The organism is Pseudomonas sp. URMO17WK12:I9 (genome assembly GCF_900230165.1).
Lineage (GTDB): Bacteria > Pseudomonadota > Gammaproteobacteria > Pseudomonadales > Pseudomonadaceae > Aquipseudomonas > Aquipseudomonas fulva.
Map to the genome: position 1 here is coordinate 88,303 of NZ_OCMQ01000005.1, position 25,306 is coordinate 113,608.

Below are 25,306 nucleotides of genomic sequence, written 5' to 3' on the forward strand. Positions count from 1 at the left end.
TGGCAACGAATATCCGACGAATTGCACGGGTTGTACACAATTCGTCAACTCATTGATTTATAAGTGAAACTTTGTCTTTTTTTTGCGGTCTTATGCTCTTGTGACCCAGCCCTGCTCCTGTATTGGACCAGGGCTTTTTCATTCAGAGTATTCGCCCGTCGTCCTCTGCGCGTTCCAGTTTGATCGCAATGAACTTGGACGTGGGTGTATGACTACCCTCGCCAATGCTCTCCAGCGGCACCAACGGGTTCACTTCTGGATAATAGGCCGCTGCCTGCCCTGCAGGTATGTCGAACGCCAGAAGAGTGAAGCCGCGCACGCGGCGTACATGCTCATCTCCCCACAGTGAAACGATGTCGACCTTCTGGCCAGGCTCAAAGCCCAGCCGAACAATGTCGGCTTCGTTGGCGAACAACACGTCGCGCTGGCCGCGTACGCCTCGGTAACGGTCATCCAGGCCATAGATGGTGGTGTTGTACTGATCGTGCGAGCGCATCGATTGCAGTACCAAGTCCGGCACCTGGCCGCTGTTACGTACACGCTCGTCGATCAGGGAGTCTGGCAGCAGGTTGGCCTTGAAGTTGGCGCGGCCATTGGCCGTGGCCCACTCGCGCCGGGCGGCGCTATTACCCAGATAGAACCCCCCAGGCTGGCGCATGCGCTGATTGAAATCAGCGAAGCCTGCAATGGTGTCGGCGATCAGGGCTCGAATGCGGTCGTAGTCGGCCACTAGCCATTGCCAGTCCACAGGGTGTTTGCCCAGGGTGGCTGCAGCGATGCCAGCGATGACCGCAGGTTCGGACCGCATCTGCCGGGACAGTGGCTTGAGCTGGCCGTTGGAGCCATGGACCATGCTGAACGAGTCTTCGACGGTGACCGCCTGAGGCCCGTCCGCTTGCATATCGATATCGGTGCGGCCCAGACATGGCAGAATAAGCGCCTGCTTGCCGTGAACCAGGTGGCTGCGGTTGAGCTTGGTGCTGATGTGCACGGTCAGTTCGCAGTTGCGCAGCGCCCGCGCGGTGCGCTCGGTGTCAGGTGTGGCCTGGGCGAAGTTGCCGCCTAGCCCGATGAACACCTTGGCGTGCCCCTGGAGCATGGCATGGATGGCTTCGACGGTGTTGTGCCCGTTCTTGCGCGGCACCGGGAAGCCGAAGCGCGCTTCGATGGCGTCGAGCAGGGCGGCAGGCGGACGCTCGTTGATACCCATGGTGCGGTCGCCCTGCACGTTGCTGTGACCGCGAACCGGGCACAATCCGGCCCCTGACGCGCCGATGTTGCCGCGCAGCATTTGCAGGTTGACCAGTTCCTGGATGGTCGGCACCGAGTGACGGTGCTGGGTGATGCCCATGGCCCAGCACATGATCACGCGCTGGCTCCGGCAGTACATACGGGCGGCCAGTTCGATGTCTTCGAGTGCCAAGCCCGACTGCTGCTGGATATGCGCCCACGGCGTGGCATCGACCACCGCCAGGTAGTCGTCCAGGCCGTGCCCGTGCTCGGCGATGAAGGCGTGGTCGAAGACCGCCGGCTCGCCCTTGGCTTGCGCTTCACGCTCCCATTGCAGGGCGAACTTGGCCATGCCGCGCAGCATGGCCATGTCGCCACCCAGCGCCGGGCGGAAGAACGCGGTATTGGTGGGGCGGTCGCTGTTGGTCAGCATCTCCAGCGGGTTTTGCGGGTGCTGGAAGCGTTCCAGACCACGCTCCTTGAGCGGGTTGATGCACACCACCTGCGCACCGCGTTTCACCGCATCGCGCAGCGGGTCCAGCATGCGAGGATGGTTGGTGCCCGGGTTCTGGCCCCAGACGAAGATGGCATCGGCGTGCTCGAAATCCTCGAACGTGACGGTGCCCTTGCCCACCCCGACGCTCTGCCCCAGCGCCACACCGCTGGCCTCGTGGCACATGTTCGAGCAGTCCGGAAAATTGTTGGTGCCGTAGGCGCGCACGAAGAGCTGGTACAGGTACGCCGCTTCGTTGCTGGCGCGCCCGGAGGTATAGAACTCGGCCTGGTCAGGGCTTGCGAGCTTGTTCAGCTCTCGGCCGATGAGGGCGAACGCGGCGTCCCAGCTGATGGGCTGGTAGCGATCACTGGCGGCGTCGTACACCATCGGTTCGGTCAGTCGGCCTTGGTACTCCAGCCAGTAGTCGCTTTGTTGCAACAACGAGGTAACGCTGTAGCGGGCGAAGAAGGCGGCGTCCACGCGGCGTTTGGTGGCTTCCCAGTTGACGGCCTTGGCGCCGTTTTCGCAGAACTTGACCATGCCGCTTTCGGGCGAGTCGCCCCAGGCGCAACCCGGGCAATCGAAGCCGCCGTTCTGGTTGGTCTTGAGCAGGGCGCGGATGTTCTTCAGCGGGTTGTCGCTGCCAACCCAGGCTTTGGCCACGCTGCGCAGTGCACCCCAGCCGCCGGCAGGGCCGTGGTAGGGCTTGTAGCGAGGGGAAGAGGCTGGGGCGTTTTTCGGAATAGGCTGGTACGAGGTCACGGCTGTTACGACTCCGCCGCCGGGCTGTAGACCCGCGGTGCGCTGTGTTTGGGCAAATGAATGAGGTTGAGGTTGTGCCTGCGCGCCCATTGCAGGGCCAGGCCCGTTGGTGCCGACAGGCTGACCAGGGTCTGGATGCCGGCGCGCAGTACTTTCTGGATCAGTTCCAGGCTGCAACGGCTGGTGACGATGGCCAGGCCGCCGCCGCTGTCGATGCCCTGGCGCAGCAGTGCGCCAATGAGCTTGTCGAGGGCGTTGTGCCGGCCAATATCTTCGCGGCCCAGCAGCAGTTCGCCATGGCGGTCCATGAACAAGGCCGCATGCACGGCGCCGCAGTGCTGGCCCAGCGGCTGGAAGGCGTCGATGCGCTGGCGCAGGCCGACCAGCCACTGTGCAGGCGGCAACGGGGCGCCGGGCAGCTTGGCCAGGTCCGGCAGCGCCTGCTCCAGGGCTTCGACGCCGCACAGGCCACAGCCGCTGGTGCCGGCCAGCTGGCGGCGTTGGTTCTTCAGGTTCCAGAAAGCGCGGCTGGAGATTTCCAGGTCCGCGTACATCGACGCGCCACTTCCCGACAGTTTGACGTCGTAGATTTCGGCGGTGCTTTCAACGATGCCGCTGCCCACACTAAAACCAACGGCAAAATCTTCCAGGTCGGTCGGGCTGACGAGCATGACGGCCTGGTTCAGGCCGTTGTACACGATCGCCAGGGCGACTTCTTCGGCCAGTGGCGTGCTGCCAGGCTGGCCATCGCCGAGCTGGACGTAATCATAGGTAGTGCTGGCGGCGGGCAGGGCTAACGGTAACGAGGCCGCACAGAACGGTGGCTTGCTGTTCATCCAGGCGTGCTCTTGATCGGCGATTGGGCGCCGGCTTACTGAGGCTACAAGCCTAGGCTTGCCCGCCGGCGACGTCTAATTGCTAGGGTCTATGCCGTGATAGACCGCGTCGATAGGTCGCAGTGCGATGACTGACTGAGTCATGGCCTAGACTTCACTGTCCAACGGTTTCACATCAACAAGGAGAGCGTCATGAGTCTATTCAGCTTTGTGAAGGAAGCAGGCGAGAAGTTGATCGATCTGCTAACCCCCGGCAATGCCAAGGCCGAGGAGCAGTTGAAAAAGCACGTTGAAAACGTCGGGTTGGGTAACCCCAACATCACCGCCACCGTGGAAGGCGACACAGTCACCCTCAAGGGCGAGGTAGCGAGCCAGGAAGAGAAAGAGAAGATCATTCTGGCAGCCGGCAACATTGAAGGTGTGGCCAGCGTCGACGATCAGATCACCGTCACCGGCCCAGTAGCCCAGGCTGCGCGCTTCGTGACCGTGGAGAAGGGCGATACCCTGAGCGCCATCTCCAAGCGGGTGTACGGCGATGCGAACAAGTACCAGAAGATCTTCGAGGCCAACAAGCCCATGCTGTCGGATCCGAACAAGATCTACCCGGGCCAGGTGTTGCGTATTCCCGAGTAACGGGTAAGCCTGTCTATAGGCTTGTCACCGCAACCCGCGCCCATGGCGCGGGTTTGCGTTCACAGTCCGTGCAGCAATTCCCGATAGTCCTCGACAGCTGCGAACTCCGCGGTATCCCGAGGCTGCCCCTGGCTGTCCGGCTGACGCACCGCCAGCAAGTGGCCCACGCCGAATTGCCGGGCACTGCGCAAGATGGGCAATGTGTCGTCGATGAACAGGCTGCGGGCAGGTTCAAAGCCGATATCGGCTTGCAAGGCATCCCAGAACTGCGGGCTTTCCTTGGGAAACCCATAGTCGTGGGAGCTGATCATACGGTCGAAGTAGGGTGCCAGTTCGATGCGCTCGAGTTTGAGCGACAGTGAATCGCGGTGTGCATTGGTGATCATGATTACCCGCTTGCCTGCCTGGCTGATCGCGGCCAGAAAGGTATCGGCATCGGGTCGCAAGGCGATCAGGTCGGCGATTTCGCGCTTGAGCTCGCGGATCGGCAAGCGCAGCTCACGGCTCCAGAAGTCCAGACAGTACCAGTTCAACGTGCCGGCGTTGCGCTCGAACAGCGGTTCGAGTTCCAGCTGCGCCATCGCCCGGCTCACGCCGTGCAGTTCTGCATAGCGCTGCGGCAGGTGCTCCAGCCAGAAGCGGTTGTCATAGTGCAGGTCGAGCAGTGTGCCATCCATGTCCAGCAGGACGGTGTCGATGGCGGACCAGGGAAGAACAGGCATGGGAAACTCTCGTTCGGTCGGCAAGCCACGGTATAGTAACCCGTTCACGCCAAGGAGCCCCCCATGCGCCAGAAACCTACCGTCCTCAGCCGCGAAATCGTCGCCAGCAGCCGCCTGTTCCGAGTCGAGGCCGTCGAGTTGCGGTTCAGCAACGGCGTGGAACGCACCTACGAGCGGCTGGTGGGCCGGGGCAACGGTTATGGCGCGGTGATGATCGTGGCCATGCTCGATGCCGAGCACGCGGTCCTGGTCGAAGAGTACTGCGGTGGAACTGACGAATATGAACTGTCCCTACCCAAGGGCCTGATCGAGCCCGGCGAGGACGTGCTGGCGGCAGCTGACCGGGAGCTCAAGGAAGAAGCCGGCTTTGGTGCACGGCAACTGGAGCACCTGACCGAGCTTTCCCTGTCTCCGGGCTACATGAGCCAGAAAATCCAGGTGGTGCTGGCCACCGACCTGTATGAGGAACGGTTGGAAGGCGATGAGCCGGAGCCGATGAGCGTGGACAAGGTCAACCTGCGGGAGCTGTCGGCCTTGGCCATGCACCCGCAGTTCAGCGAAGGTCGCGCGCTGGCTGCCTTGTACCTGGCCCGTGACCTGCTGATCCAGCGCGGGGTACTGGCACTATGAACGATCAGCAATTGATGCAGGGCGTGGTGGCGTTGGCGCTGTCGGCGGGCGAGGCGATCCTGCCGTTCTGGCGCGCCGATGTGGCCGTCGTCAACAAGGCCGACGACTCGCCCGTCACGGCTGCGGACCTGGCTGCACACCAGGTGATTGCAGAGGGCTTGCAGGCTCTGGCCCCGCACATTCCCGTTCTGTCCGAAGAAGACTGCGATATCCCACTGGTGGAGCGCCAGAAGTGGCGCCGTTGGTGGTTGGTCGACCCGCTCGACGGCACCAAGGAGTTCATTGCCGGCAGTGAGGAATTCACGGTCAACATTGCCTTGATCGATCAGGGCGAGGTGGTGTTCGGGGTGGTATCGATCCCCACTTCGGGGCGTTGCTATTTCGGCGGCCGGGCCCTGGGTGCCTGGCGAGCGGAGCGGGGTGAAACCGCGCAGGCCATCCAGGTGCGCGCCACCCCGCCTGCCGGGTCGCCTTTCACCGTGGTTGCCAGCCGTCGGCACTCCAGCCCTCGGCAAGAGGCTTTGCTGAACGGGTTGGGTGCTGCGGTGGGGCCGCTTGATTTGGTTTCGGTGGGCAGTTCGCTGAAGTTCTGCCTGCTGGCCGAAGGCAGCGCCGACTGCTACCCGCGTTTGGCGCCGACCTCCCAGTGGGACACGGCGGCTGCTCAGGGTGTGGTCGAAGGTGCCGGGGGCGAGGTGATCGAGGTCGACGGCCAACCCTTCTGGTATCCGGCGCGCGAATCGCTGCTCAATCCCTACTTCCTGGCCCTGCCGGCGGGGGCTGGTTGGCGAGAGGCCTTGCTTGCGCTTGTTTGATTCACGCGAGTAAGCGCGGCGTTGGGTGTTGAAAACTGCTCATCGTTTGAGGGCCGAAAGGGCCGCTAAGCGGCCTTAGATGCTCGCCTTCACACAAGACTGAGAGTTGATCACTCGCGATCACCCCGCCGCTCACCTGTGCAACACATACTGCCCGCTGAACAGCACCGCCACTTCATCACTGCCCACGTTGCTCACTGCCGTTTCCAGCGTCAGCCGTGCCCGCCCACGCCGTTGATACATTGTCAGGAACCGCGACCAGGCCTTCTCGTCCGGTGCAGCGCAACTGGCCACGGCGGCGCCGGTAACCGGCAGCGGATAGCTGATCTGCCCCTCTTGAATGACGATATGCCCATCATCGATGCCCAACTCCTGTAGCCGCAGGTGCAACCAGCCCCAGCCGGCCAGGACCGCGGCGCAATAGAGGCTGCCACCGAACATGGTGTTCTTGTGGTTGACGTTGGCGGCCAATGGCAGTTGCAGGCGCAGGGTATGCCCTTGCCAGTCCAGCACCTCCAGGCCCATCTCCCGGGTCAGTGGAATATCGCCGTGAAGCACTGTCTGCAGCGGGTGAATCGGCTTGCTCATCAACGGGTTTCCTCATGGTCGTCGTGGCCACCGCCACCGCCCTCGAAACTCAGGCCATGCTTGCGTAATTTGTCGTGCAGCGTCTTGCGTGGAACACCCAGCGCTTCGGCCAGGCTACGCAGCGAGCCATGAGGCTGGGCCAATTCGGCAGTGATCAACGAGCGCTCGAAGTGCTCCACTTGCTCGCTCAGGTTGCCGGTGACGGGGGCGGGCGCGTTGGTTGCAGGCGGCGCCTGGCCATCGAGTGCCAGCTCCAGCCCGAGGGCAAAGCGTTCGGCCGCGTTTTGCAGTTCGCGCACATTGCCCGGCCAGTCATGGCGCAACAGCAAGGCCCGTTGCGCAGGTTGCAGCGCGTGCGGCCCCAGGCCATGGCGCTGGCTGGCCGCATCGGCGAAATGCTGGAAGAGCATCAGGATGTCGTCGCCACGTTCGCGCAGCGGTGGAATACGCAAGGGCGCCACGTTCAAGCGGTAATACAAGTCCGCACGAAAACGGCCCTGATCGGCGGCCTGGCGCAGGTCTTCCTTGGTGGCGGCGATGATGCGGATATCCAGCGGTATCAGCTGATTGCCACCCAATCGCTCGACGACGCGCTCCTGCAGCATGCGCAACAGCTTTACCTGCACATCCAGGCTCATGCTTTCGATTTCATCAAGGAACAACGTACCGCCATTGGCGAATTCGAACTTGCCAATGCGGCGTTTTTGCGCGCCCGTGAAGGCGCCAGGCTCATGACCAAACAGCTCGCTCTCGACCACCGATTCGGCCAAAGCGCCAGCGTTGATGGCCACGAAGGGCCCGTCCCGGCGGCTCGACAGGTCGTGCAGGGCGCGGGCGACCACTTCCTTGCCAGCCCCGGTCTCACCCAGGATCAATACGTCCGCTCGTGTGCCGGCCAGCGCGCCGATCTGCTCGCGCAGGCGCTGCATGGCCGCGGACTGGCCTACCAGGCGCGTGGCCAGTTGCTGGCGGTCGCTCAAAGCCATGCGCAGGCTACGGTTCTCCAGCACCAATTGGCGCAGTGCCAGGGCGCGGCGTACGCTGTCGAGCAGGGCGTCGCTGGCGAAGGGCTTTTCCAGGAAGTCATAGGCACCGGCGCGCATGGCTTGTACCGCCAGCGGGACATCGCCATGCCCGGTGATCAACAGTACCGGCAGTTCGCTGTCCAGGCCATGCAGCTGCTCGAGCAGCTGCAGGCCGTCGATGCCCGGCATACGGATATCGCTGACGACAACCCCCGGCCAATCTGTTGGAATGCGCTCGGCCAGGCCGTGGGCATCGGCCAGTGCCACGACCTTGAGCCCGGCCAGGTCCAGCGTCTGGCTCAGGGCTTGGCGCAGGTGTGCGTCGTCGTCGACCAGGATCACCTGGGCGCGGCTGTCGATCAGTGTCTCGGGGCTCATGCCGAAGAATCCTCTGAATTGGGCAAGGTGGCACCCGGCGGGGCTACACGCATTTTCAAGGTCAGCACCGCACCGCCCTCGGGGTGGTTGGCCAGCAACAGTTCTCCCCCCAGGGTGCGCATCAGGCTGTCACAGATGGCCAGGCCCAAGCCCAGCCCCTGGGTGCGGGTCTTGGTGGTGAAAAAGGGCTCTCTGGCATGCTCCAGTGCCTGACGGGTGAAACCGGGGCCGTTGTCGCGAATGGAGAGATAAACGCAATCGTCCTGCTGCTCTGCACTTATCCACAACCGGCGCGGGTTGGCCTTCTCGGTCAGCGCGTCCAGGGCATTGGCCAGCAAGTTGCCCAATACCTGACGCAGGCGGGTTTCGCCCGCCTGTACCCAAAGCGTCGCTTCAGGCAGGTCGCGCACCAGCTCCACCGCCATTGCCCGGCGACGTTTGGCGAGCAGGGCCAGGGCATCGTCCAGGGCCGGTTGCAGGGCTACGCTTTCCGGCGCGTGGCGGTCACGGCGGGCAAAGGCGCGCAGGTGGGCAATGATCGAGGCCATGCGCCCGGTCAGTTCGCCGATCAGTTTCAGGTTGCCGCGCGCGTCCTCGGTACGTTGATGGTCCAACAGGATCTCGGCGTTTTCCGCATAGCTGCGAATGGCTGCCAGGGGCTGGTTGAGCTCATGGCTGATACTCGCCGACATGGTGCCCAGCACCGACAGCTTGCCTGCCTGCACCAGTTCGTCCTGGGCCCTCACGGCCTCCTGCTGGGCATTTTCGCGTTCGAGCACGGCGCTTTTGAGGCGCGCGTTGAGCCCTTCGAGGTCGGCGGTGCGCTCGGCCACGCGCTGTTCGAGCTGCTGACGACCACGGGCCTCGAAGTCGATGCGGTCCATATAATGACGGCGCCGCTGCATCACCAGGCCAGTCAGCAGCACGATGACCAGCAGAGCGCCGGCACCGATGGCCGTGACCGTCTGCGCGGAGCGGTCCACCAGGATGCGCGGCGCAAGGATGCTGACCTGCCAGCCGGTCTCTGGAATGGCCCGGGTCTGGGTGATCCAGGCATCGTCACTGATCACCAGCGGCTGGGGTGCCTGGGTCGGGTACGGCTGGATGGCGATGATGGCCTGGCGCTCAGCCGCGGTCAGCGGACGGGTGGCGCGAAAACGCCACTCCGGGCGTGACGTGAGGATGACCACGCCGTTGTGATCGGTCAGCAGCAGTTGCTCGGGCGTGCGGCCCCACAAGGTCTCGGTATGATCGAGGTCGACCTTCACCACCAGCACACCGACGATGCGTTCGCCGTCGCGCACGGCGGCGGCAAAGAAATACCCCCGCTTTGCAGACGTGGTGCCCTGGCCGAAGAAACGACCGAGGTGCCCGGCCATGGCTTCGTTGAAGTAAGGGCGAAATGCGAAGTTACGCCCCACGAAGCTGTCGTGTTTGTCCCAGTTGGACGCCGCCAAGGTGTTGCCGCTGACGTCCATGAGGTACATCACCTCGGCGCCGGTCTGCTGCACGATGTTTTTCAGCAGGCGGTTAGCATTGGTGACCGCCTCCAGGCGGAACGGATCGGCCAGCACCCCGCGCAAGGCCGGCAAATCGCCAAGGATCTGCGGCAAGGTTTCATAGCGGTGCAGCGTCCCCAGCAGGTTGGCGACATAGAGGTCGAGGGTCTGCCGGTTCTGCGAGGCCAGTTCTTGCCGGTAATAGCGCTCGGCCAGGTGATGCAGCGGCCATAGCAGCGGCACCAGGCACAGCGCCAGTAAGGCCAGGCTGCGCCAACGGGGGCGGCGAGGAGGGGTGTTCTTGGCGATCATCACATCATTGCGTCAGAAAAGTCTGATGCAATTATGCGCTAGTTAAGGCAGCACTTGTGCTTCTGCCCACGACACGCCCACCTTGTCCTTGTCTGACAGCACAGGCGGCTGTTGCAGGCCCCAGTCAATGGCCAGCGTCGGGTCGTCCCAGCGGATGCAGCGGTCAGCCTGGGGGTTGTAGTAGTCGGTGGTCTTGTACAGAAACTCCGCCGAATCGCCCATCACCGCAAAGCCATGGGCAAAGCCTGCCGGGATCCACAACTGACGATGGTTTTCCGCCGACAGGTGCACCGCCACCCACTGGCCGAATGTTGGCGAGTGCCTGCGCACGTCCACGGCCACATCGCGGATCTCGCCCTGTACCACGCGCACCAGCTTGCCTTGGGTATTGGCCACCTGATAATGCAGCCCACGCAGCACGCCCCGGCCGGAGCGCGAGTGGTTGTCCTGGACGAACTCGACCTCGGCGCCGGTCAGCCGGGCAAACTCGCGGGCGTTGAAGGACTCGAAAAAAAAACCTCGGCTGTCGCCGAAGACCTTGGGTTCGATGATCAGCACTTCGGGGAGGGCAGTGGCTATCACGTTCATCGGGAAACACTCTGCAGGCTATGCGTTATGACCCTAGCTGGCAGACGCGTGCTTGTCCTGTCCAGAAGAGCGCCCGACAACGCTCTGAACACTGCTAGGGTTAGGTTGCGCACGACGAGCGTCACGTATTTGCCGATTATTATCGAAATATAATCCGTATATTATGCGCCTGCTCGAACGCTATTCTGTTTAAAGATGGATTTATATCGGTTATAAACGCTTTTTACGCCCACACCCTTCCGGGCAGGGCCATGACAGAGGTCAACGATGAAAACCCTCACTTCCACGCCACGTGCCGATGGTTTCCACATGCCCGCCGAATGGGCCCCGCAAACCCAGGTCTGGATGGTCTGGCCAGAGCGGCCGGATAACTGGCGACTGGGCGGTAAGCCGGCGCAGGCGGCCCATGTCACCTTGGCCAAGGCGATCGCGCGCTTCGAGCCGGTCACCGTGGGCGTCTCGGCGGGCCAGTATGAAAACGCGCGTCGCCTGCTGGACCAGCCCAACATCCGGGTCGTTGAACTGGGCAGCGACGATGCCTGGGTGCGTGACACCGGCCCCACCTTCGTGGTCAACGACAACGGCGAAGTGCGTGGCGTGGACTGGGATTTCAACGCCTGGGGTGGCTTCGAGGGTGGACTGTATGCACCGTGGAACCGGGACGAGGCATTGGCTGGCAAGGTGCTGGAGATGGAGCGCTGCCAGCGTTATCGCACCGAAGGGTTCGTGCTCGAAGGCGGCTCGATCCATGTGGACGGCGAAGGCACGGTGATCACCACCGAAGAGTGCCTGTTGAACCACAACCGTAATCCGCACCTGAACCGCGAGCAGATCGAAACCGTGCTGCGCGACAACCTCGCGGTCGATACCGTGGTGTGGCTGCCGGACGGCCTGTACAACGACGAGACCGATGGCCATGTCGACAACTTCTGCTGTTACGTGCGCCCTGGCGAAGTGTTACTGGCCTGGACAGATGACGTGAACGACCCCAACTACGCGCGCTGCCACGCGGCCATGGAAGTGCTGCAGACCACCCGCGACGCCAAGGGGCGGGCCTTCGTCGTGCACAAGATGCCGATTCCCGGGCCGCTGTACGCCACCGAAGAAGAATGTGCCGGCGTCGACCAGGTGTCGGGCAGCCAGGAGCGTGACCCTTCGGTGCGTCTGGCAGGCTCGTACGTCAACTTCCTGATCGTTAACGGCGGCATCATCGCGCCGAGCTTCGACGACCCGGCCGATGCCGAGGCCAAGGCCATACTGTCGAGCATATTCCCTGATCACGAGGTGGTGATGATCCCTGGACGGGAATTGCTGTTGGGTGGCGGTAACATCCATTGCCTGACCCAGCAGCAGCCGGCGCCTGTGCACCGTTGATGGTTCGTGGCGCGTGGTGAGGACGCGCACGCGCACAACCGCCCAGCGACGCCTGGCACCTGCAGTGGCATAGCTTTTGTATTGTTTTTCAAATAGATAGCCTGATGTAACCAGGTTACCTGCTTGTAACACTACTTGCGTAGGTTAGCTGCTCACGGGCCAGGAGTACGTGTAGAAATGAATGCAGCAAGTGAGTCGGCATTGCGCCCATTGGCAATAGACCAAGCATCGCTCGAGCGTTTGGCGACGTGGTTGAAGCACCATGGAAGCAGCAGGGTCAGGACGACCGACCCACGACGGCTACTTGCCGGGCGTTACCCTGAAGGACTGATCAGCGAGGCGGAGTTTCATGCGTTGATGGCGGTGTGGCGTTAGCCGCGACCCAACGTTGCTCAAACCCTGTACCACACTGGCAGGGGCAGCCCCGCAAAGGCTGCCCCTGCTGACGTTCAGAAGCTGTAGGTGCCTGTGACGACCAGGCTGCGGGGGTCGCCGACCTGGATCTGCGCTGCACTGGTCGCCGAACTGTAGTATGTCCGGTCGGCAATGTTGCTCAGCGCCGCCCGCACATCCCACGCCTGGGTGCGGTACCCGGCCAGCGCATCCCAGCGGCCATAACCTGGCAGCACCGTGGTGTTCTGGTTGTCGGCATACCGCTGGCCGACCAGCGTCAGGCCTGTTTCGGCGTACCAGCCCAGTTCTGGCTTCCAGGTGACGAACAGGCTGGCGTTACGCTTGGCCACGTCATTGATCCGGTTACCTTGCTGGCCGTTGTTGTCCTTGACGATAGTGGCATCCTGCAAGCCAACCCCGCCGCGCACGTACCAGTTGCCGATCACATTGCCCGTGGCGGTCAACTCGATGCCGCGCGAGCGCTGAAGGCCGCTGAGCAAGGTGATTTCCGGGTTAAGCGGGTCGCGGGTACGACGGTTGTAAAGCTCCAGTTCATAGACCGCCAGGGTGGTGGTCAGGCGTTGGTCGAACCAGTCGCTCTTCACGCCAACTTCCTTTTGCCGGGTCAGCTCGGGTGCCGTCTCGTTGCTGTTGCCCGGGGCGCCCGGCGTGATGCCGATCAGGCCACCGCCTACCGGCGAGAAGGTCTTGCTCCATGATGCGTAGAACGAGTGATCCTGCCACGGGGTGTACACGATCCCTATGCGAGGGCTGGTGGTCCGGCTGCTCTGTTTTTCGGTCAGGCTGCGCACCTTGTTGGTGGTCTCCACGTCGAATTCATCGAAGCGCACGCCTGCCAGCAGCTGCCATTGATCGTTCAGGCGAAGCTGGTCTTGCAGGTACAGGCCACGGCTTTGCACCACGGTGTGGTTGTTGCTGGACATCACCATGCGACCGTTGTGCTGCTTGCTCCGGTCAGGGTCGTACAGGTCCAGCGGCGGCACGGGCCGCCCGCCGGCGTTTGCCGCAGCCGCGGTATACAAGGTAGGGTCGCGGCGTTGGCTGCCGAACTCCAGGCCCAGCAACAGCGTGTGCCCCAGGCCTAGTGTGTCAAAGGTGCCTTCGGCTTCCAGGGTGTTGAACAGGTTGCGGGTGTTCAGGTCCTGCTGCCAGCGCTGACGCGTCACCGTGCCATTGCTGGGGTTATAGGCGGTGGGGTAGGTGTTGTCGAATTCGCTGTCGAGCTTGAACAGGCTCAGGGTGTGACGCAGTTGCCACGCATCGTTGAGCTCGTAGTTCAGGCGTGAGCGCAAGGACTGCGCCCGATCATCGATGAAATCACGTTGTGTATCGCCGTAGGTCGTGCTGCGGCTGACGTTCGCCGGGCGGCCATCGACGCCGGGGATACCGCGGTCCGGCGTGCGGTTGAAGCGGCTGTACTCGTATTGCACCAGCCAGTTCAGCTGCGGCGTGACCTGCCAGCTGACCGAGGGTGCGAACAGCTGGCGGCTACCGTCGATACCGTCACGGAAGCTGTTGTTGTCCTGGTTACCCATGTTCAGGCGCAGGCTGACCGTGTCGCTGGGGTCTGCGCTCAGGTCGGCGTACAGGCTGCGCAGATCCTCGCTGCCTGCCCGTGCCTCCAGGGTAGAGCGGCGGCCTGCCTCGGGCGCCTTGCTGATGCGGTTGACGATACCCCCCTGGCCGCCCCGCCCATACAGCACGGCCGCCGGGCCTTTGAGTACATCGACCCGTTCGATGCTGTGCAGGTCGCGGATGTACTGGCTGTCATCGCGCACGCCGTCCAGATAGAAGTCATTGCCGGCTTCGAAGCCGCGAATGCGTACGCTGTCGAAGCGCGTGTCGGCACCACTGCTGACGTTGGGAATACCCTCGAGCGCTTTGCCCAGCGTGTCGCTGCCGTAATCCAGCACCTGCGACGTCTTTACCGTATCCACCGCCTGCGGCACGGAGCGCACGGCAGTGGCGGTTCGAGTCGCGGTACCGACCTCACGCACCCGCGGGTTGTCTTTTTCCCGCTCGCTTTCGGCGGTGACGGGCAGCTCAGGTAGGGTGGTGGTGGCAGCGCTTGTGGGGCTGGCAGCCAGCAGGCATGAAATGGAGAGCGTGATAGGAGCGAGGCGAGAAGGGGCAAGCATGGCGCACGTTCGACCGAGCAATAATGAAGGTGCGAATGATAATGGGTGCTATTTACTAATGCTCGCCTATTCTGAGCCCTGGATTTTTACGTTTGTATCACTTTGTAACTAATTACGAAGGCCTGCCAAGGGAACTTGTCCCCTTGATCAGGATGAGTTTTCCATATCAAGAAGGAATATCCTCCTACAGCTTTAGTTCTAAAGAAAATGCCTCATGAGCGCTCGGTTTTTAGTTATATCAACCTGAATTTCACGTTTTTTTGACATTTGTAATCGCACGCCGCTAGGATTCGGCCACGCCTGCTGGCCAATCCGTTTGGCCATGCTGTTGCCAGGCCGGCCGCGTTTACCGGCAAAGGGGCTTTTGGCAGAACCTGCATAGCGTCGAACCTACGAAGGGGCGTTGGTTCATGGCGTCATTACGCAGCGCGTTTTCGATCAAGAAATAAGGAAAATAACATGTTGAATACCAGGATCAGCCTGGTCGCCCTGGCGATGATCGCCGCGACCCAGGCCCAGGCCAATGACCAGGCCGCCAGCAACGGCTTCATCGAGGACAGCCACGCCAACGTCCTTCTGCGCAACGCCTACATCAACCGTGACAAGAAGCACGGCACCGATGACCAGATCGAGTGGGGCCAGGCATTCATCGGTAACTTCTCGTCCGGCTTCACCCAGGGCACCGTCGGGGTCGGCGTCGATGCATTCGGCCTGTACGCCTTGCGCCTGGACGGCGGCAAGGGCCACAACGGTGGTGGCGGCGTCGACTTCTTCAAGCCGCACGACACCACCAATGCCGATGGCAATGCCCGTTCGCCGCACAACCTGGCCCGTGCCGGTGCCGCCGTGAAGTTCCGCATTTCCAACACCGTGCTTAAGTACGGTGACCAGATGCCCGCCCTGCCAGTGCTCCAGTACGACGATGCGCGCCTGCTGCCGGAAAGCTTCACCGGCACCCTGATCACCTCCAAGGAAATCGAAGGCCTGGAGCTGAACGCCGGTCGCTTCACCCAGGAAGCGCGCAAGAGCGCCGAACGTCGCGATGGCGGTGGTCTGAAGTCGATCAACGTGTTGGGCGGTAGCTACAAGTTCAACGACAACTTCACCGCGTCGCTGTACACCGCCGACACCGAAGACGTGATGAAGAAGCACTACCTGGGCTTGAACTACGTCTACGCCATTGCCGAGAACCAGTCCCTGACCCTGGACTTCAACGGCTACAAGTCGAGCATCGACAACAAGTACGTGCGTGAAGCGGGCCTGAACGGCGACTCGAACACCATCTGGAGCCTGGCCGCCACCTACGCCTACGGCGCCCACTCGTTCACCCTCGCTCACCAGCGCAGCACTGGCAGCACCGGCTACAACTACGGCTGGTACCAGAACCAGGGCGGTGTGGGTGATGGTGGCTCGACCATCTTCCTGGCCAACTCCTACTGGTCCGACTTCAATGCCGAGGACGAGCGTTCCTGGCAGCTGGGCTATGGCCTGGACTTCGGTGCCTACGGCATCCCTGGCCTGACCTACAAGCTGGCCTACGTGGTGGGTGACAACATCAACACCCGCAATGTCGCCAACCCACAGGGCTTCGGCGAAGGCAAGGAGCGCGAGATCTTCAACCAGATCCGCTACGTGGTACAGGAAGGCCCTGCCAAGGACCTGTCGGTCAAGCTGCGCAGCTCGTTCCTGCGTACCAACAATGCCGTGCGCCAGAACGGTTACAACGACGACGGCAACGAAGTCCGCGTATTCGTCGAGTACCCGATCAGCATCTTCTGATCTGGTCACCCACGCAGGCCACCTTCGCACCGCGTGCGCCGCTGGCCTGAGCCTACGGGCTGCCCGTCTCTAGACAGGCAGCTCAAGGGTCACGCGCAACCCGCCCCCCTCACGGTTGCGCACCCGCAATGCCCCCCCATGGCTGGTCATGATTCGCTCGACGATACTCAGCCCCAGCCCATACCCGCCGGATGCCTGGTTACGCGAGCTCTCGCCCCGTACGAACGGTTCGGTGACGGTCGCCAGCAGGTGCGGCGCAATGCCTGGGCCTCGATCCTCGACGTGAACCAGCACCCGTGCCCCTACGCGCTCCACCGACACACTCACCTGACTGGCATAACGCAATGCATTGACCAGCAGGTTTTGCAGGCAACGCTGCACCATCAGGGCATCGACGCTCACCACGCCGCCATGGCCGTGCACGGGTATGGGTTCGTCGGCAGTGGCCAGCTCGGCGCACTGGCGTATCACCAGGCGATCCATGTCGACCGGTTGCAGGTTTTGCTGTTCGCCCGCACGCAGGTAGTCCAGCACCTGGCCGATCATGTCGTCCATCTGGGCGATGTTCTGCCGCAAGCGCTGCCGGTGTTCGTCGTCGGGCATGCGTTCCAGGCGCAGGCGCATGCGCGTCAGCGGGGTGCGCAGGTCATGGGAGACAGCAGCGAGAAAGTAAGCCTTGTCGTTGACCATGGCGATCAGGCGCTGCTGCATGGCGTTGAAGGCTTGCGCGGCCTGACGAACCTCATCGGGACCATCGAGCGCCAGCGGCGGTTGTTGCAGGTTGCTGCCCAGCGCCAGCGCCGCATCCGCCAGGCGGCGCAGCGGACGCAGGCACAGGCGCACGGCAATCAGGCATACCACCAGCACGGCGACAATGCGAAACGCGTACACCCGCAGCAGGTAGTCACTGATCAGCAGCCAGGCGGATTCACCGCTCCAGCCCTGCAGTTCCTGCCCGTCGATGGTCAGCCAATGCCCGTCTGCCAACGGCACCGCAAACTGAAGATGGGCCTGGGCGGTGCGCAGCCCGAACAGGCTGCGCCAGACGATCGGCTGGCCCAGTTCGTCGGTCAACTGCACCTTCATCAAACGCACCTGCGGCTCATGGCCAAGCTCGTATTTCAGTGCCTGGTGAAGCAGCAACTCGACCCGTTTGCGCCCGCGCCGTTCGTCCTGCTGCAGTACGGGCAGCTGCTCGGCGCAGCGCAACTGGTAATGGGCCGGCACCTTGAGCACGCCGGCATGACAGCTGGCCTGCCGGATGAGCGGTGCACTGCGCGCCGCAATCAAGCGCACGGGGGCTTCGAACACCTGGGCGAAGCGCACATCGAACCAGATGCTGCTGGACATCAACTGAATGGCCAGGGTGCCGCCCACCATGATCAGCATCAGCTGCCCGAACAGCGTGCGCGGCCACAGTCGGCGAGCCCAGCGCATGTCAGGCCGTGGCCTGGGTCTGAGCAATGCTCAGCAGATAACCTTCGTTGCGGATGGTGAGGATCTGCGCCACATCGCCAGGCGCATGGCGCAGATGCTGGCGCAGGCGGCTGACGCACATGTCGACCGAGCGATCGTCCGGCAGGTGGTCGCGGCTGAAGGCACTACGTGTCAACTGGTCGCGAGACACCACACGGTTGTTGGCTTCGAGCAGTTCGCGCAGCACCCGGTAATCGGAGCGCGGCAAGGTCAAGGTCTGCCCGTCGGGGCGGGTCAGCAGGCGCTTGATATGTTCCAGGCGAAAACCTGCAAAGACATGGGCTTGGACCTGGGTTGGCTCCTGTACGGCAGCCTCCAGCCGATGGGGCCTGCGCAGCACGGCCTTGATCCTGGCAATGAGTTCTCGGGGTTCGAAAGGCTTGGCCAGGTAATCGTCGGCCCCTACTTCCAGGCCAATGATGCGGTCCAGTGCACTGCCCTTGGCCGACAGCATGATCACCGCCAGCCCCGGCAGGGCCTGCAACTGACGGCACAGGCTCAGGCCATCTTCACCGGGCAGCATCAGGTCCAGCACCACAAGGTCCACCTTTTGCCGCGCCAGGTGCTCGTGCATCTGCTTGCCGTCGGCCGCCGCCAGTACGACGTAGCCTGCATCGGTCAGGTAATCGCACAGCAGCTCGCGAATCTCGTCGTCGTCATCAACAACCAGCAGGGTTGTGCTCATCTGAAAAAACACCTGTGAGGCGGGCGTCGTCAACGCCCGTTACGTTGCATTACATCCCCGTACATGTCGGGTGTAGAGCCCGGAGGACTGATCCCTAGAATCCTAACAAAAAATCATCTGCAAATACGAAGTCTTCCCAAATGAATCCCTCAAGCATCGCCAACACCTTCACCGCGTTCACCTGTGGCGGCACCCGCCTCAAGCCAATTGCCTTCTTCGTCGGCCTCGCCATCAGCGGTGGTGTCATGGCCGCCGACAGCGCACCTCTGGTGCTCGATGCCACGCAAATCGAAGACAGTGCCCTGCTGCCCCAGGACGATGCCGGCCAGCTGGGCTACACCGTCGAACGCACGCGCAGCTCCACCGGCCTGGCGCTGACCCCACGGCAAACGCCACAGTCGGTCACCACCATCACCCGCCAGCAGATGGATGACCGCGCCATCCACAGCATCGAGCAGGCGCTGGAAACCACCCCCGGGGTAACCGCCAGCAAAGCCGAAGTGGGCGGACGCACCGATTACCGCGCCCGTGGCTACTCCATCACCAACTGGAAAATCGACGGTCTGCAGGCACCCGGCGCGTCCGACTTCAGCGGTAGCGGCAACGCCCTGAACATGGACCTGTACGAGCGCATCGACATCGTGCGCGGTGCCAACGGCCTGCTCGGCGGAACCGGTGACCCGTCCGCTACCATCGACCTGATTCGCAAGGCGCCCACCCGCACCTTCGGCGGCAGCGCCTATGCCACCTACGGCAGCTGGGACAAACGCCGCCTGGGCGCCGACCTGAACCTGCCGCTGTCCGAAGACGGCCGCCTGCGCTCGCGTTTCGTGGTGACCCAGCAGGACGCCAACTCGTTCCGCGACTACCAGTCCGACCGTTCACGCGCGGCCCTGGCCAACTTCGAGTTCGACCTGGACGACGCCACCACCCTAGGTGCCGGCTATCAGTACGAGTACAACAAGGTGGTGGGCGGTGGCTGGGGCGCGAACATCCCCATCTGGTACCGCGACGGCAGCAAGACCGACCTGCCACGCAGCTCCAACCTGGTACCGAGCTGGAGCTTTGGCGAGTACACCACCCGCACCGCCTTCGGCTCGCTGGTGCACCGCTTCGACAACGACTGGTCGCTGGACCTGAAGGCATCCCAGAGCACGACCGATGCCCTCAACCACCGAGGCCTGGGCAAGGTCAACTCGGCAGGGCGCGGCCGGTTCGGCGGCTACTGGAATCAGGACGGCAGCGGCGCAGTGCTCAACGGCCTGCACAGCTCGAGCGACACCACCCAGCAGTCGGCGCAGATCGACCTGTCCGGCCCGTTCCAGTTGTTTGGCCGTACGCACCAGGCCATGGTCGGCTACAACGACAGCCGTAGCGTGCAGTGGTCCCCGGAATACCGCTGCAGCATGGTCGGTGGCGGCAAGGCCACCGATCCAGTGGTGGGCTGCTTGTTCCGCGCCAACAATGGCCTGCCCATCAGCGACTGGCGCAATGGCGTGGACGGGGACTATGCGATGCTGGCTTCGCAGACCGGCAAGCACAGCAAGACCACCACCCGCCTGCAAGGCATGTACGCCGCGACCCGCCTGAGCATCACCGACCCACTGTCGGTGATCCTGGGCGTGCGCACCACCGACTACTCGGCCATCACCCGCAGCGTGGATGCCGTGCGCACCAGCCAGGAAGAAAGCGGCGTTGTGACTCCTTACCTGGGCGCGGTCTACGACCTCAACGACACCTACTCGCTGTACGCCAGCTACACCGACATCTTCAACCCGCAAACCCAGGAAACCAGTGCCGGCAGCCGGGTCGAGCCGATCCGTGGGCAAAGCTACGAGACGGGCATCAAAGGCGCCTGGTTCGACGGTCGCCTGAACGCCTCTGCGGCGTACTTCCGCACCAAGCAGGAAAACAAGGCCGTGCTGGACGGCGGCCTGTCGACCCCGACCGGTGGCGATGCCTACAAAGCAGGCTCAGGCCAGGAAACCGACGGTATCGACCTGGAAATCGCAGGCGCCCTGACCCCGGACTGGAACGTGTACGCCGGCTACACCTACCTGCACTTCCGCCGCGTCGACAGCGACGGGCGCAGCGACCCTTCGCACCTGTTCAAGGCCTCTACCACCTACCACCTCAGCGGCCCACTCGACCGCCTGACGGTCGGCGCCGGCGTTACCGCGCAGTCCAATATCCGCGCCCTTTCCAGCCCGGCGGGCCAGCCCGTCAACGGCGTGAGCAGTGGTGCCACCGACGTGAACTGGTCCGGCTACGCCATCTGGAACGCCATGGCCAAGTACCAGGTGACCGACGACACCAGCGTGACCCTCAATGCCAACAACCTGTTCGACAAGCACTACTACACCCGCTACGGGTTCTATGCAGGGGCCGTTTACGGTGACCCGCGCAGCTTGTCGCTGACCGTCAACACCACCTTCTGATCCACGTTGCAAGCACGAACACCTCACCCGCGCCCGGCGGATGAGGTGGTTCATGCAAGGCTGAAGGCGCGGTTAGAGAGTGGGAGGCTTCGCGTTATCCACAGCGGGCGGCTCGAACCTGTCATCGAAGCTGTCCCAGTCCTCGCCGAACAGCTCCATCGGGTGCATGGTCCGGTCGGCACCATTGCCGCATGCCAGCGCCTTGGCTGGGCAATACAGATCGCAGCCCCAGCAAATGCGCTCGGGGTGGCTGGGGTGCTTCGGGAATTTCTTGGCCATGAGGTGCCTCCGGCAGGCGGTACATGACCTGAGCCTAACCTTCGCAGCGCTATTCGAGTTGACCGAAGTCAAACACCAGCCAATGGCATCCTGATCATCGCCTGACCGTCTGTCCCCAGAAAATTGGCAGAAACTTCTACGTCGCTTGCCTATATAGCGTAATGTGGGCGTCCCGATCCGTGAACTGTTACAGCACAAGACCCCACTAAGTCATTAGCGGGGCGATGACGCGTCGCTCAACGGCACCTTTCTGTAGGGCTTCCCTCAACTATTCTCAGCAAGGACTTGAACGGATCGTGACAGCTCAGCATGACGTTGAACGGTATTGGGGAGAGGTATGACCCTGCAAAAACGTAACAACGTCCAGGTTGCCGGAGCCGGTGACGTGACCCTCGTTCTGTCCCATGGTTTCGGCTGCGACCAATCCATGTGGCGGCTGCTGCTCCCGCACTTTCTCGAACGCTTCCGGGTCGTGACCTACGACTTGGTCGGGGCGGGGCACTCGGACCTGAGTGCCTACAAGCACGACAAGTACTCCACGCTGTGGGGCTACGCGAGCGATCTCAACGAAATCATCGACGAATACGCCCAGGGCCCGGTCATCGTGGTCGCCCACTCGGTCAGCGCCATGATCACTGCCCTGGCCGAGCGCCAGCGGCCAGGCCGCCTGATGGGGCTGGTCATGGTGGGCGGCTCGCCCTGTTACGTCGACGACGAGGCGTACACCGGCGGCTTCACCCCCGATGAAGTGCACGACCTGCTGACCACCCTCGACGAAAACTACCTGGGTTGGTCCAGCTCCATGGCCCCCGTGCTGATGGGGACCCCCGGCCAGCCGGCCCTGGAGCAGGAACTGGCCAGCAGTTTCAGCCGCACCGACGCCCAGATCGCCCGGCACTTCGCCCGCGTGATCTTCCTGTCCGACCACCGCAAGGACGTGACAGGCCTGCAGCTGCCCACCCTGATCGTGCAATGCACCGGGGACCCCGTCGTGCCTTTAGCGGTAGGCAACTACCTGCACGCCGTCATGCCCAGCAGCCAGCTGAGCATCATCGAGAATATGGGCCATTACCCCCAGCTGAGCGCGTCAGGCGCTTGTGCGGCCGCGATGGACCAATTCTTCACCCACCTTGGCCTCGACCATGGATAACACGGCGCTGCTGTCCACCCAGGCCTTCTTCGAGCACGCACCCTGTGCCCTGGTGGTGATGGCGCCCGACGGCACCCTGGTGCGCTGCAACCAGACACTGGCCGACTGGCTGGGGTACGACAGCGCCACCCTGCACGCGATGAGCTTCGACCAACTGCTGCCCGCCGACGGCCGCGTGTTCCTGCTGACCCACTGGGGCCCACTGCTGAACATGCAGGGGTCGATCTCCGAAGTGAAGATCGCCCTGCGCCACCGCGACGGCCGCAAGCTGCCCATGCTGCTCAGCGGCGTGCGCCGCGAAAGCGATGACGGCATTCGTTACCATCTGGCGCTGTTCAGCGCGCTCGAAAGCACCAGCAGTGGCAAGGCTGCCCTGGAAGCCATGCAACGCGCCGAAGAAATGCTGGCGCAGAAGATAGAAGCCGAAAGCGCCCTGCAGCGCGCCCAGACCGAACTCGCCGCCGCCTACCAGGAAGTCCAGCGCCGTGCCGTCTTCTCCGAACAGATGGTCGCCATTGCCAGCCACGACCTGAAGAACCCCCTGACCGCCATCCAGATGGCCGCGTCCATGCTCAAGCGCGATCTACCAAGCGACCGTGCTCGGCGCTTGTTGGCGGGCATCGATACCTCGACCGAGCGCGCGCTGCGCATGATCGTCGACCTGCTCGACTTCGCCTCGGTCAGGCTCGGCCCCGGCATGACCATCCGCCGCGAGCGAGTGGACCTGGTGCGTGCCGTGGATTATTCGATAAGTGAGCTGAAGGTGGCCTTCCCTGACGCACAGATTCGGCATTACGCCCGCGGCCGGCGCGTGGTGCAGGTCGACCCGGATCGGTTGCAGCAGTTGATGGGTAACCTGGTGGCCAACGCTGTCGCCTATGGCGACCTTCGCTATCCCATTACCGTGACCACGGATTTCTCGGATGACGGGGCGGTGGTGACTGTGCATAACCATGGTGCTGCAATCGATGACGCGCTGCTGCCCACGTTGTTCGAGCCGATGACCCGAGGCAGCGATTGCCAGGACACGGTGCGGTCGGTGGGGCTGGGGTTGTTCATCGTGAAGAAGATCGCCGAGGCGCATGGGGGGAGTGTGAATATGTGCTCGGATGGGGTGTTGGGCACCCGGTTTGAGGTTTGGTTGGGGTGAGGGGCCTTGGGCAGATGCGTTCAATTCGCCGGGAATCCTAACCCGTATCTTGCGTAAGCGCCGTTCCATACGAGCAACCACCCAACACCGCATCCGGAACCGAGCGAATCCCAGGGTGGGAGCGGCCTCGCGCCGAGATGGGCTGCACAGCAGCCCCAACAAGGCGTTTCAGAAGTTCGATGAATACCCTGTGAGCTCTCAAGTTTCGCAAAGTTGGTTCAGTGCTTCAGTTGCGTTTCTTGCCCGTATACCTGGTCATTATTAGGGCGCCCTAGGGCGCCCTTAATATTTTCAAGTCATACTGTCTTTCTGGTTTTTAAAGCGTCTATGCCTTCGTTTAAGTTTTTCGCCAGCTCATGCAGCGCCGCCGCGGCTAAAAATCCTGATCTGGACGCATAAGCGCTGTCTTCTTTCACGCGATCATCTATGCGTTTGAGGAGACCTTCTGGTAAAGACGCGTTAAAGCGAACCGACTTCCCATAGTAGGGGGTGACGTCGAATTCTACGAAAGCCCAGATGCCATCGGCATAAGCCGGGTCCTTCCTATGGATTTCGATATTTTGAGGTTGCGGCAGAGGCTCTCCATCTTCTACCAAACCTTCAAAATGCATCTCTAACGCGAGTTGGACTTCGCTCAATGCTTCATCGATCGTTTCGCCAGCAGAGAAGCAGCCCGGTACGTCTGGAACTGTCACTCCGTAGTCGGAGTCTTCATCTTTGTGCAAAACAACTGGGTATTTCATTTTAAATATCCCTCCGAAAAATTTCGGCGATTCGATTTCACTATTGCTAACAGCAAGCTTACGATCTACCCGCAAGAGTAAAACCGGTCAGAGACCGGCTTGCTTCCAAATGTTTCGAAGCGTCCCGATTGCCACATCCTTATTTGGATGAGGAACCGTAACCCGCCCCTTCTTGGTTGGATGCTTGAACTGCTGGTGGCTCCCATCAGTCCCTTTGACTCTGACCCAACCGTCATCCTTCAGCCGCTTGATGATGTCTCGGCTGTGCACGGGTACCTCCTCAAAGCTTGCCGCGGTTGTGTGTATGCTACACAACGATTCAGAGGATTGTACACACTAGTACACAATGTCTAAGATCCGACAACCCAACGCTTGTTCCCCAGAGCAGGGGGATGAGCTCACATCGACCGTATTTGCATACGCTTCACCTCCGTTTGCTAATCCTCGCCCCACCGTATCCTGCCTAGAATGCTGAGCGTTATCAGGGATGGCCCCTGCGACCTGTGTGGGATGTCCTCTAGTCTGTGGCTGGCGGCTCCTGACGTCCTGGAGCGAGGGCATCTCATGATCTGGCCTCTTGAAGCCGTTAAAGGTGGGCGGGTAGAGGCTGCATTGGCTGACGAGACCAGTGCTGCGAGATCCTGAGTTGGATGAAATGCAGCAATGCGATGACCGGGGCATGCCCGACTGTTAGTCAGGTGCACTCCATTCCTTGGTCTGCGGCACCATCCCCTACATCGCTGCTGCTAGAGCCATTGGCGTCTGTCACGCCTATGTCAGGAGTGAAGTTGCCGCAAAACCAAATGCGATAAGGGCTGCAGCACTGTCAAGAGCGCCCGGCTCTTCCCATTGAAAGAGACGGATCACTGGATAACTGCTTAGGGCAGTCAGGCCTTCTCGGCCATCGGGTTTCACGTACCTGATCCGCCCGCCGTTGCGGCCGTTGGCTTGCACAAGTAGGTCGAGACCGTCCCCATCGAAGAGCTTGTACTCGCGCTTTCTGGGCTTTGCCGTGCGACAGGGTGTACCGGTAGGCGGGGCAGTTTTGCGGGCCGCAAGGGTAGTCTCCGATATCGAAACGGACCTCTACCCTTAAAACTAGCCTTATTAGCGCTGGCCACTCCCGAAATCCGACGGCACGCCAAAACGAAAAAACCCGCCAAAAG

22 protein-coding genes and 1 pseudogene are annotated in these 25,306 nt (G+C 62.3%); 9 read left to right on the forward strand and 14 right to left on the reverse strand.

Annotation, left to right across the window (positions count from 1 at the left end; genetic code table 11):
• Positions 1–142: 142 nt before the first annotated feature.
• Together CRP40_RS12420 and fdhD are read right to left on the reverse strand one after the other, a co-directional pair.
• Positions 143–2,488: an FdhF/YdeP family oxidoreductase gene (locus CRP40_RS12420; RefSeq protein WP_027914112.1), complete on the reverse strand. Its 2,346-nt coding sequence runs from the start codon at positions 2,486–2,488 to the stop codon at positions 143–145.
• A 5-nt stretch (positions 2,489–2,493) separates the two neighbouring features.
• Positions 2,494–3,324, reverse strand: coding sequence for a formate dehydrogenase accessory sulfurtransferase FdhD (fdhD, locus tag CRP40_RS12425; RefSeq protein ID WP_027914111.1), 831 nt, complete (start codon positions 3,322–3,324; stop codon positions 2,494–2,496).
• Between the two features lie 192 nt (positions 3,325–3,516).
• Between fdhD and lysM the strand changes: the two genes are divergently transcribed.
• Complete coding sequence (gene lysM, locus CRP40_RS12430) at positions 3,517–3,957, forward strand: peptidoglycan-binding protein LysM (protein WP_027914110.1); 441 nt, start codon at positions 3,517–3,519, stop codon at positions 3,955–3,957.
• A gap of 59 nt (positions 3,958–4,016) precedes the next feature.
• Here lysM and yrfG read toward each other — a convergent pair whose 3' ends face one another.
• Positions 4,017–4,679, reverse strand: coding sequence for a GMP/IMP nucleotidase (gene yrfG, locus CRP40_RS12435; RefSeq protein WP_027914109.1), 663 nt, complete (start codon positions 4,677–4,679; stop codon positions 4,017–4,019).
• A gap of 63 nt (positions 4,680–4,742) precedes the next feature.
• Between yrfG and nudE the strand changes: the two genes are divergently transcribed.
• Complete coding sequence (nudE, locus tag CRP40_RS12440) at positions 4,743–5,309, forward strand: ADP compounds hydrolase NudE (protein WP_027914108.1); 567 nt, start codon at positions 4,743–4,745, stop codon at positions 5,307–5,309.
• Positions 5,306–6,124: a 3'(2'),5'-bisphosphate nucleotidase CysQ gene (gene cysQ / locus CRP40_RS12445; RefSeq protein WP_027914107.1), complete on the forward strand. Its 819-nt coding sequence runs from the start codon at positions 5,306–5,308 to the stop codon at positions 6,122–6,124. The genes nudE and cysQ overlap by 4 nt, the downstream gene beginning before the upstream one ends.
• A gap of 132 nt (positions 6,125–6,256) precedes the next feature.
• On the opposite strand, the gene CRP40_RS12450 is transcribed toward cysQ, so the two are convergent.
• From CRP40_RS12450 to rfbC, 4 genes are read right to left on the reverse strand one after another with little or no spacing between them, the layout of a single operon-like run.
• Complete coding sequence (locus CRP40_RS12450; protein ID WP_027914106.1) at positions 6,257–6,712, reverse strand: YiiD C-terminal domain-containing protein; 456 nt, start codon at positions 6,710–6,712, stop codon at positions 6,257–6,259.
• Positions 6,712–8,115, reverse strand: coding sequence for a sigma-54 dependent transcriptional regulator (locus tag CRP40_RS12455; RefSeq protein WP_027914105.1), 1,404 nt, complete (start codon positions 8,113–8,115; stop codon positions 6,712–6,714). The genes CRP40_RS12450 and CRP40_RS12455 overlap by 1 nt, the downstream gene beginning before the upstream one ends.
• Positions 8,112–9,926, reverse strand: coding sequence for an ATP-binding protein (locus CRP40_RS12460; RefSeq protein ID WP_027914104.1), 1,815 nt, complete (start codon positions 9,924–9,926; stop codon positions 8,112–8,114). The genes CRP40_RS12455 and CRP40_RS12460 overlap by 4 nt, the downstream gene beginning before the upstream one ends.
• Positions 9,927–9,968: 42 nt before the next feature.
• Positions 9,969–10,514, reverse strand: coding sequence for a dTDP-4-dehydrorhamnose 3,5-epimerase (rfbC, locus tag CRP40_RS12465; protein WP_027914103.1), 546 nt, complete (start codon positions 10,512–10,514; stop codon positions 9,969–9,971).
• A 267-nt stretch (positions 10,515–10,781) separates the two neighbouring features.
• Between rfbC and aguA the strand changes: the two genes are divergently transcribed.
• Both aguA and CRP40_RS22200 read left to right on the forward strand, forming a co-directional pair.
• Complete coding sequence (gene aguA, locus CRP40_RS12470; RefSeq protein WP_027914102.1) at positions 10,782–11,888, forward strand: agmatine deiminase; 1,107 nt, start codon at positions 10,782–10,784, stop codon at positions 11,886–11,888.
• Positions 11,889–12,065: 177 nt separating this feature from the next.
• Entirely contained in the window at positions 12,066–12,263 is a 198-nt protein-coding gene (locus tag CRP40_RS22200) for a hypothetical protein (RefSeq protein ID WP_080992933.1), read from the forward strand.
• Positions 12,264–12,337: 74 nt separating this feature from the next.
• On the opposite strand, the gene CRP40_RS12480 is transcribed toward CRP40_RS22200, so the two are convergent.
• Positions 12,338–14,440, reverse strand: a complete 2,103-nt coding sequence (locus tag CRP40_RS12480; RefSeq protein ID WP_027914101.1) for a TonB-dependent siderophore receptor — start codon at positions 14,438–14,440, stop codon at positions 12,338–12,340.
• A gap of 459 nt (positions 14,441–14,899) precedes the next feature.
• Between CRP40_RS12480 and CRP40_RS12485 the strand changes: the two genes are divergently transcribed.
• Positions 14,900–16,219, forward strand: coding sequence for an OprD family porin (locus CRP40_RS12485; RefSeq protein WP_023535821.1), 1,320 nt, complete (start codon positions 14,900–14,902; stop codon positions 16,217–16,219).
• 69 nt (positions 16,220–16,288) lie between these two features.
• On the opposite strand, the gene CRP40_RS12490 is transcribed toward CRP40_RS12485, so the two are convergent.
• Both CRP40_RS12490 and CRP40_RS12495 read right to left on the reverse strand, forming a co-directional pair.
• Positions 16,289–17,656: an ATP-binding protein gene (locus CRP40_RS12490; protein ID WP_027914100.1), complete on the reverse strand. Its 1,368-nt coding sequence runs from the start codon at positions 17,654–17,656 to the stop codon at positions 16,289–16,291.
• Between the two features lies 1 nt (position 17,657).
• Positions 17,658–18,380 (reverse strand): response regulator transcription factor, encoded by a 723-nt coding sequence (locus CRP40_RS12495; RefSeq protein ID WP_027914099.1) that lies wholly within the window; start codon positions 18,378–18,380, stop codon positions 17,658–17,660.
• A gap of 140 nt (positions 18,381–18,520) precedes the next feature.
• Here CRP40_RS12495 and CRP40_RS12500 point away from each other — a divergent pair, with 140 nt between their 5' ends.
• Positions 18,521–20,818 carry a TonB-dependent siderophore receptor gene (locus CRP40_RS12500; protein WP_027914098.1) on the forward strand — a complete coding sequence of 766 codons (2,298 nt, stop codon included), beginning with the start codon at positions 18,521–18,523 and terminating at the stop codon, positions 20,816–20,818.
• A gap of 72 nt (positions 20,819–20,890) precedes the next feature.
• Here CRP40_RS12500 and CRP40_RS12505 read toward each other — a convergent pair whose 3' ends face one another.
• On the reverse strand, positions 20,891–21,097 hold the full coding sequence (locus tag CRP40_RS12505; RefSeq protein WP_023535792.1) for a DUF3079 domain-containing protein: 207 nt from the start codon (positions 21,095–21,097) through the stop codon (positions 20,891–20,893).
• A gap of 337 nt (positions 21,098–21,434) precedes the next feature.
• Between CRP40_RS12505 and CRP40_RS12510 the strand changes: the two genes are divergently transcribed.
• Together CRP40_RS12510 and CRP40_RS12515 are read left to right on the forward strand one after the other, a co-directional pair.
• Complete coding sequence (locus tag CRP40_RS12510; RefSeq protein WP_027914097.1) at positions 21,435–22,247, forward strand: alpha/beta hydrolase; 813 nt, start codon at positions 21,435–21,437, stop codon at positions 22,245–22,247.
• The gene (locus CRP40_RS12515; RefSeq protein WP_050587302.1) at positions 22,240–23,397 is read left to right on the forward strand and encodes a HAMP domain-containing sensor histidine kinase; all 1,158 of its coding nucleotides are present in this window, start codon (positions 22,240–22,242) and stop codon (positions 23,395–23,397) included. Before CRP40_RS12510 ends, CRP40_RS12515 begins: the two co-directional genes overlap by 8 nt.
• 296 nt (positions 23,398–23,693) lie before the next feature.
• On the opposite strand, the gene CRP40_RS12520 is transcribed toward CRP40_RS12515, so the two are convergent.
• The 3 genes and pseudogenes from CRP40_RS12520 to CRP40_RS22205 form a co-directional block, all read right to left on the reverse strand.
• Complete coding sequence (locus CRP40_RS12520; protein ID WP_049696767.1) at positions 23,694–24,140, reverse strand: type II toxin-antitoxin system HicB family antitoxin; 447 nt, start codon at positions 24,138–24,140, stop codon at positions 23,694–23,696.
• Positions 24,141–24,227: 87 nt separating this feature from the next.
• On the reverse strand, positions 24,228–24,410 hold the full coding sequence (locus CRP40_RS12525) for a type II toxin-antitoxin system HicA family toxin (protein ID WP_027914095.1): 183 nt from the start codon (positions 24,408–24,410) through the stop codon (positions 24,228–24,230).
• Between the two features lie 585 nt (positions 24,411–24,995).
• Positions 24,996–25,214: pseudogene (locus tag CRP40_RS22205) on the reverse strand (integrase); the annotation flags it as partial.
• Between the last annotated feature and the right edge of the window lie 92 nt (positions 25,215–25,306).

Bases quoted from the DNA above. Each gene is read 5' to 3' on its own strand.
- fdhD (WP_027914111.1), bottom strand. From the start codon at position 3,324: ATGAACAGCAAGCCACCGTTCTGTGCGGCCTCGTTACCGTTAGCCCTG.
- lysM (WP_027914110.1), top strand. From the start codon at position 3,517: ATGAGTCTATTCAGCTTTGTGAAGGAAGCAGGCGAGAAGTTGATCGAT.
- yrfG (WP_027914109.1), bottom strand. From the start codon at position 4,679: ATGCCTGTTCTTCCCTGGTCCGCCATCGACACCGTCCTGCTGGACATG.
- nudE (WP_027914108.1), top strand. From the start codon at position 4,743: ATGCGCCAGAAACCTACCGTCCTCAGCCGCGAAATCGTCGCCAGCAGC.
- cysQ (WP_027914107.1), top strand. From the start codon at position 5,306: ATGAACGATCAGCAATTGATGCAGGGCGTGGTGGCGTTGGCGCTGTCG.
- CRP40_RS12450 (WP_027914106.1), bottom strand. From the start codon at position 6,712: ATGAGCAAGCCGATTCACCCGCTGCAGACAGTGCTTCACGGCGATATT.
- CRP40_RS12455 (WP_027914105.1), bottom strand. From the start codon at position 8,115: ATGAGCCCCGAGACACTGATCGACAGCCGCGCCCAGGTGATCCTGGTC.
- CRP40_RS12460 (WP_027914104.1), bottom strand. From the start codon at position 9,926: ATGATCGCCAAGAACACCCCTCCTCGCCGCCCCCGTTGGCGCAGCCTG.
- rfbC (WP_027914103.1), bottom strand. From the start codon at position 10,514: ATGAACGTGATAGCCACTGCCCTCCCCGAAGTGCTGATCATCGAACCC.
- aguA (WP_027914102.1), top strand. From the start codon at position 10,782: ATGAAAACCCTCACTTCCACGCCACGTGCCGATGGTTTCCACATGCCC.
- CRP40_RS22200 (WP_080992933.1), top strand. From the start codon at position 12,066: ATGAATGCAGCAAGTGAGTCGGCATTGCGCCCATTGGCAATAGACCAA.
- CRP40_RS12480 (WP_027914101.1), bottom strand. From the start codon at position 14,440: ATGCTTGCCCCTTCTCGCCTCGCTCCTATCACGCTCTCCATTTCATGC.
- CRP40_RS12485 (WP_023535821.1), top strand. From the start codon at position 14,900: ATGTTGAATACCAGGATCAGCCTGGTCGCCCTGGCGATGATCGCCGCG.
- CRP40_RS12490 (WP_027914100.1), bottom strand. From the start codon at position 17,656: ATGCGCTGGGCTCGCCGACTGTGGCCGCGCACGCTGTTCGGGCAGCTG.
- CRP40_RS12495 (WP_027914099.1), bottom strand. From the start codon at position 18,380: ATGAGCACAACCCTGCTGGTTGTTGATGACGACGACGAGATTCGCGAG.
- CRP40_RS12500 (WP_027914098.1), top strand. From the start codon at position 18,521: ATGAATCCCTCAAGCATCGCCAACACCTTCACCGCGTTCACCTGTGGC.
- CRP40_RS12505 (WP_023535792.1), bottom strand. From the start codon at position 21,097: ATGGCCAAGAAATTCCCGAAGCACCCCAGCCACCCCGAGCGCATTTGC.
- CRP40_RS12510 (WP_027914097.1), top strand. From the start codon at position 21,435: ATGACCCTGCAAAAACGTAACAACGTCCAGGTTGCCGGAGCCGGTGAC.
- CRP40_RS12515 (WP_050587302.1), top strand. From the start codon at position 22,240: ATGGATAACACGGCGCTGCTGTCCACCCAGGCCTTCTTCGAGCACGCA.
- CRP40_RS12520 (WP_049696767.1), bottom strand. From the start codon at position 24,140: ATGAAATACCCAGTTGTTTTGCACAAAGATGAAGACTCCGACTACGGA.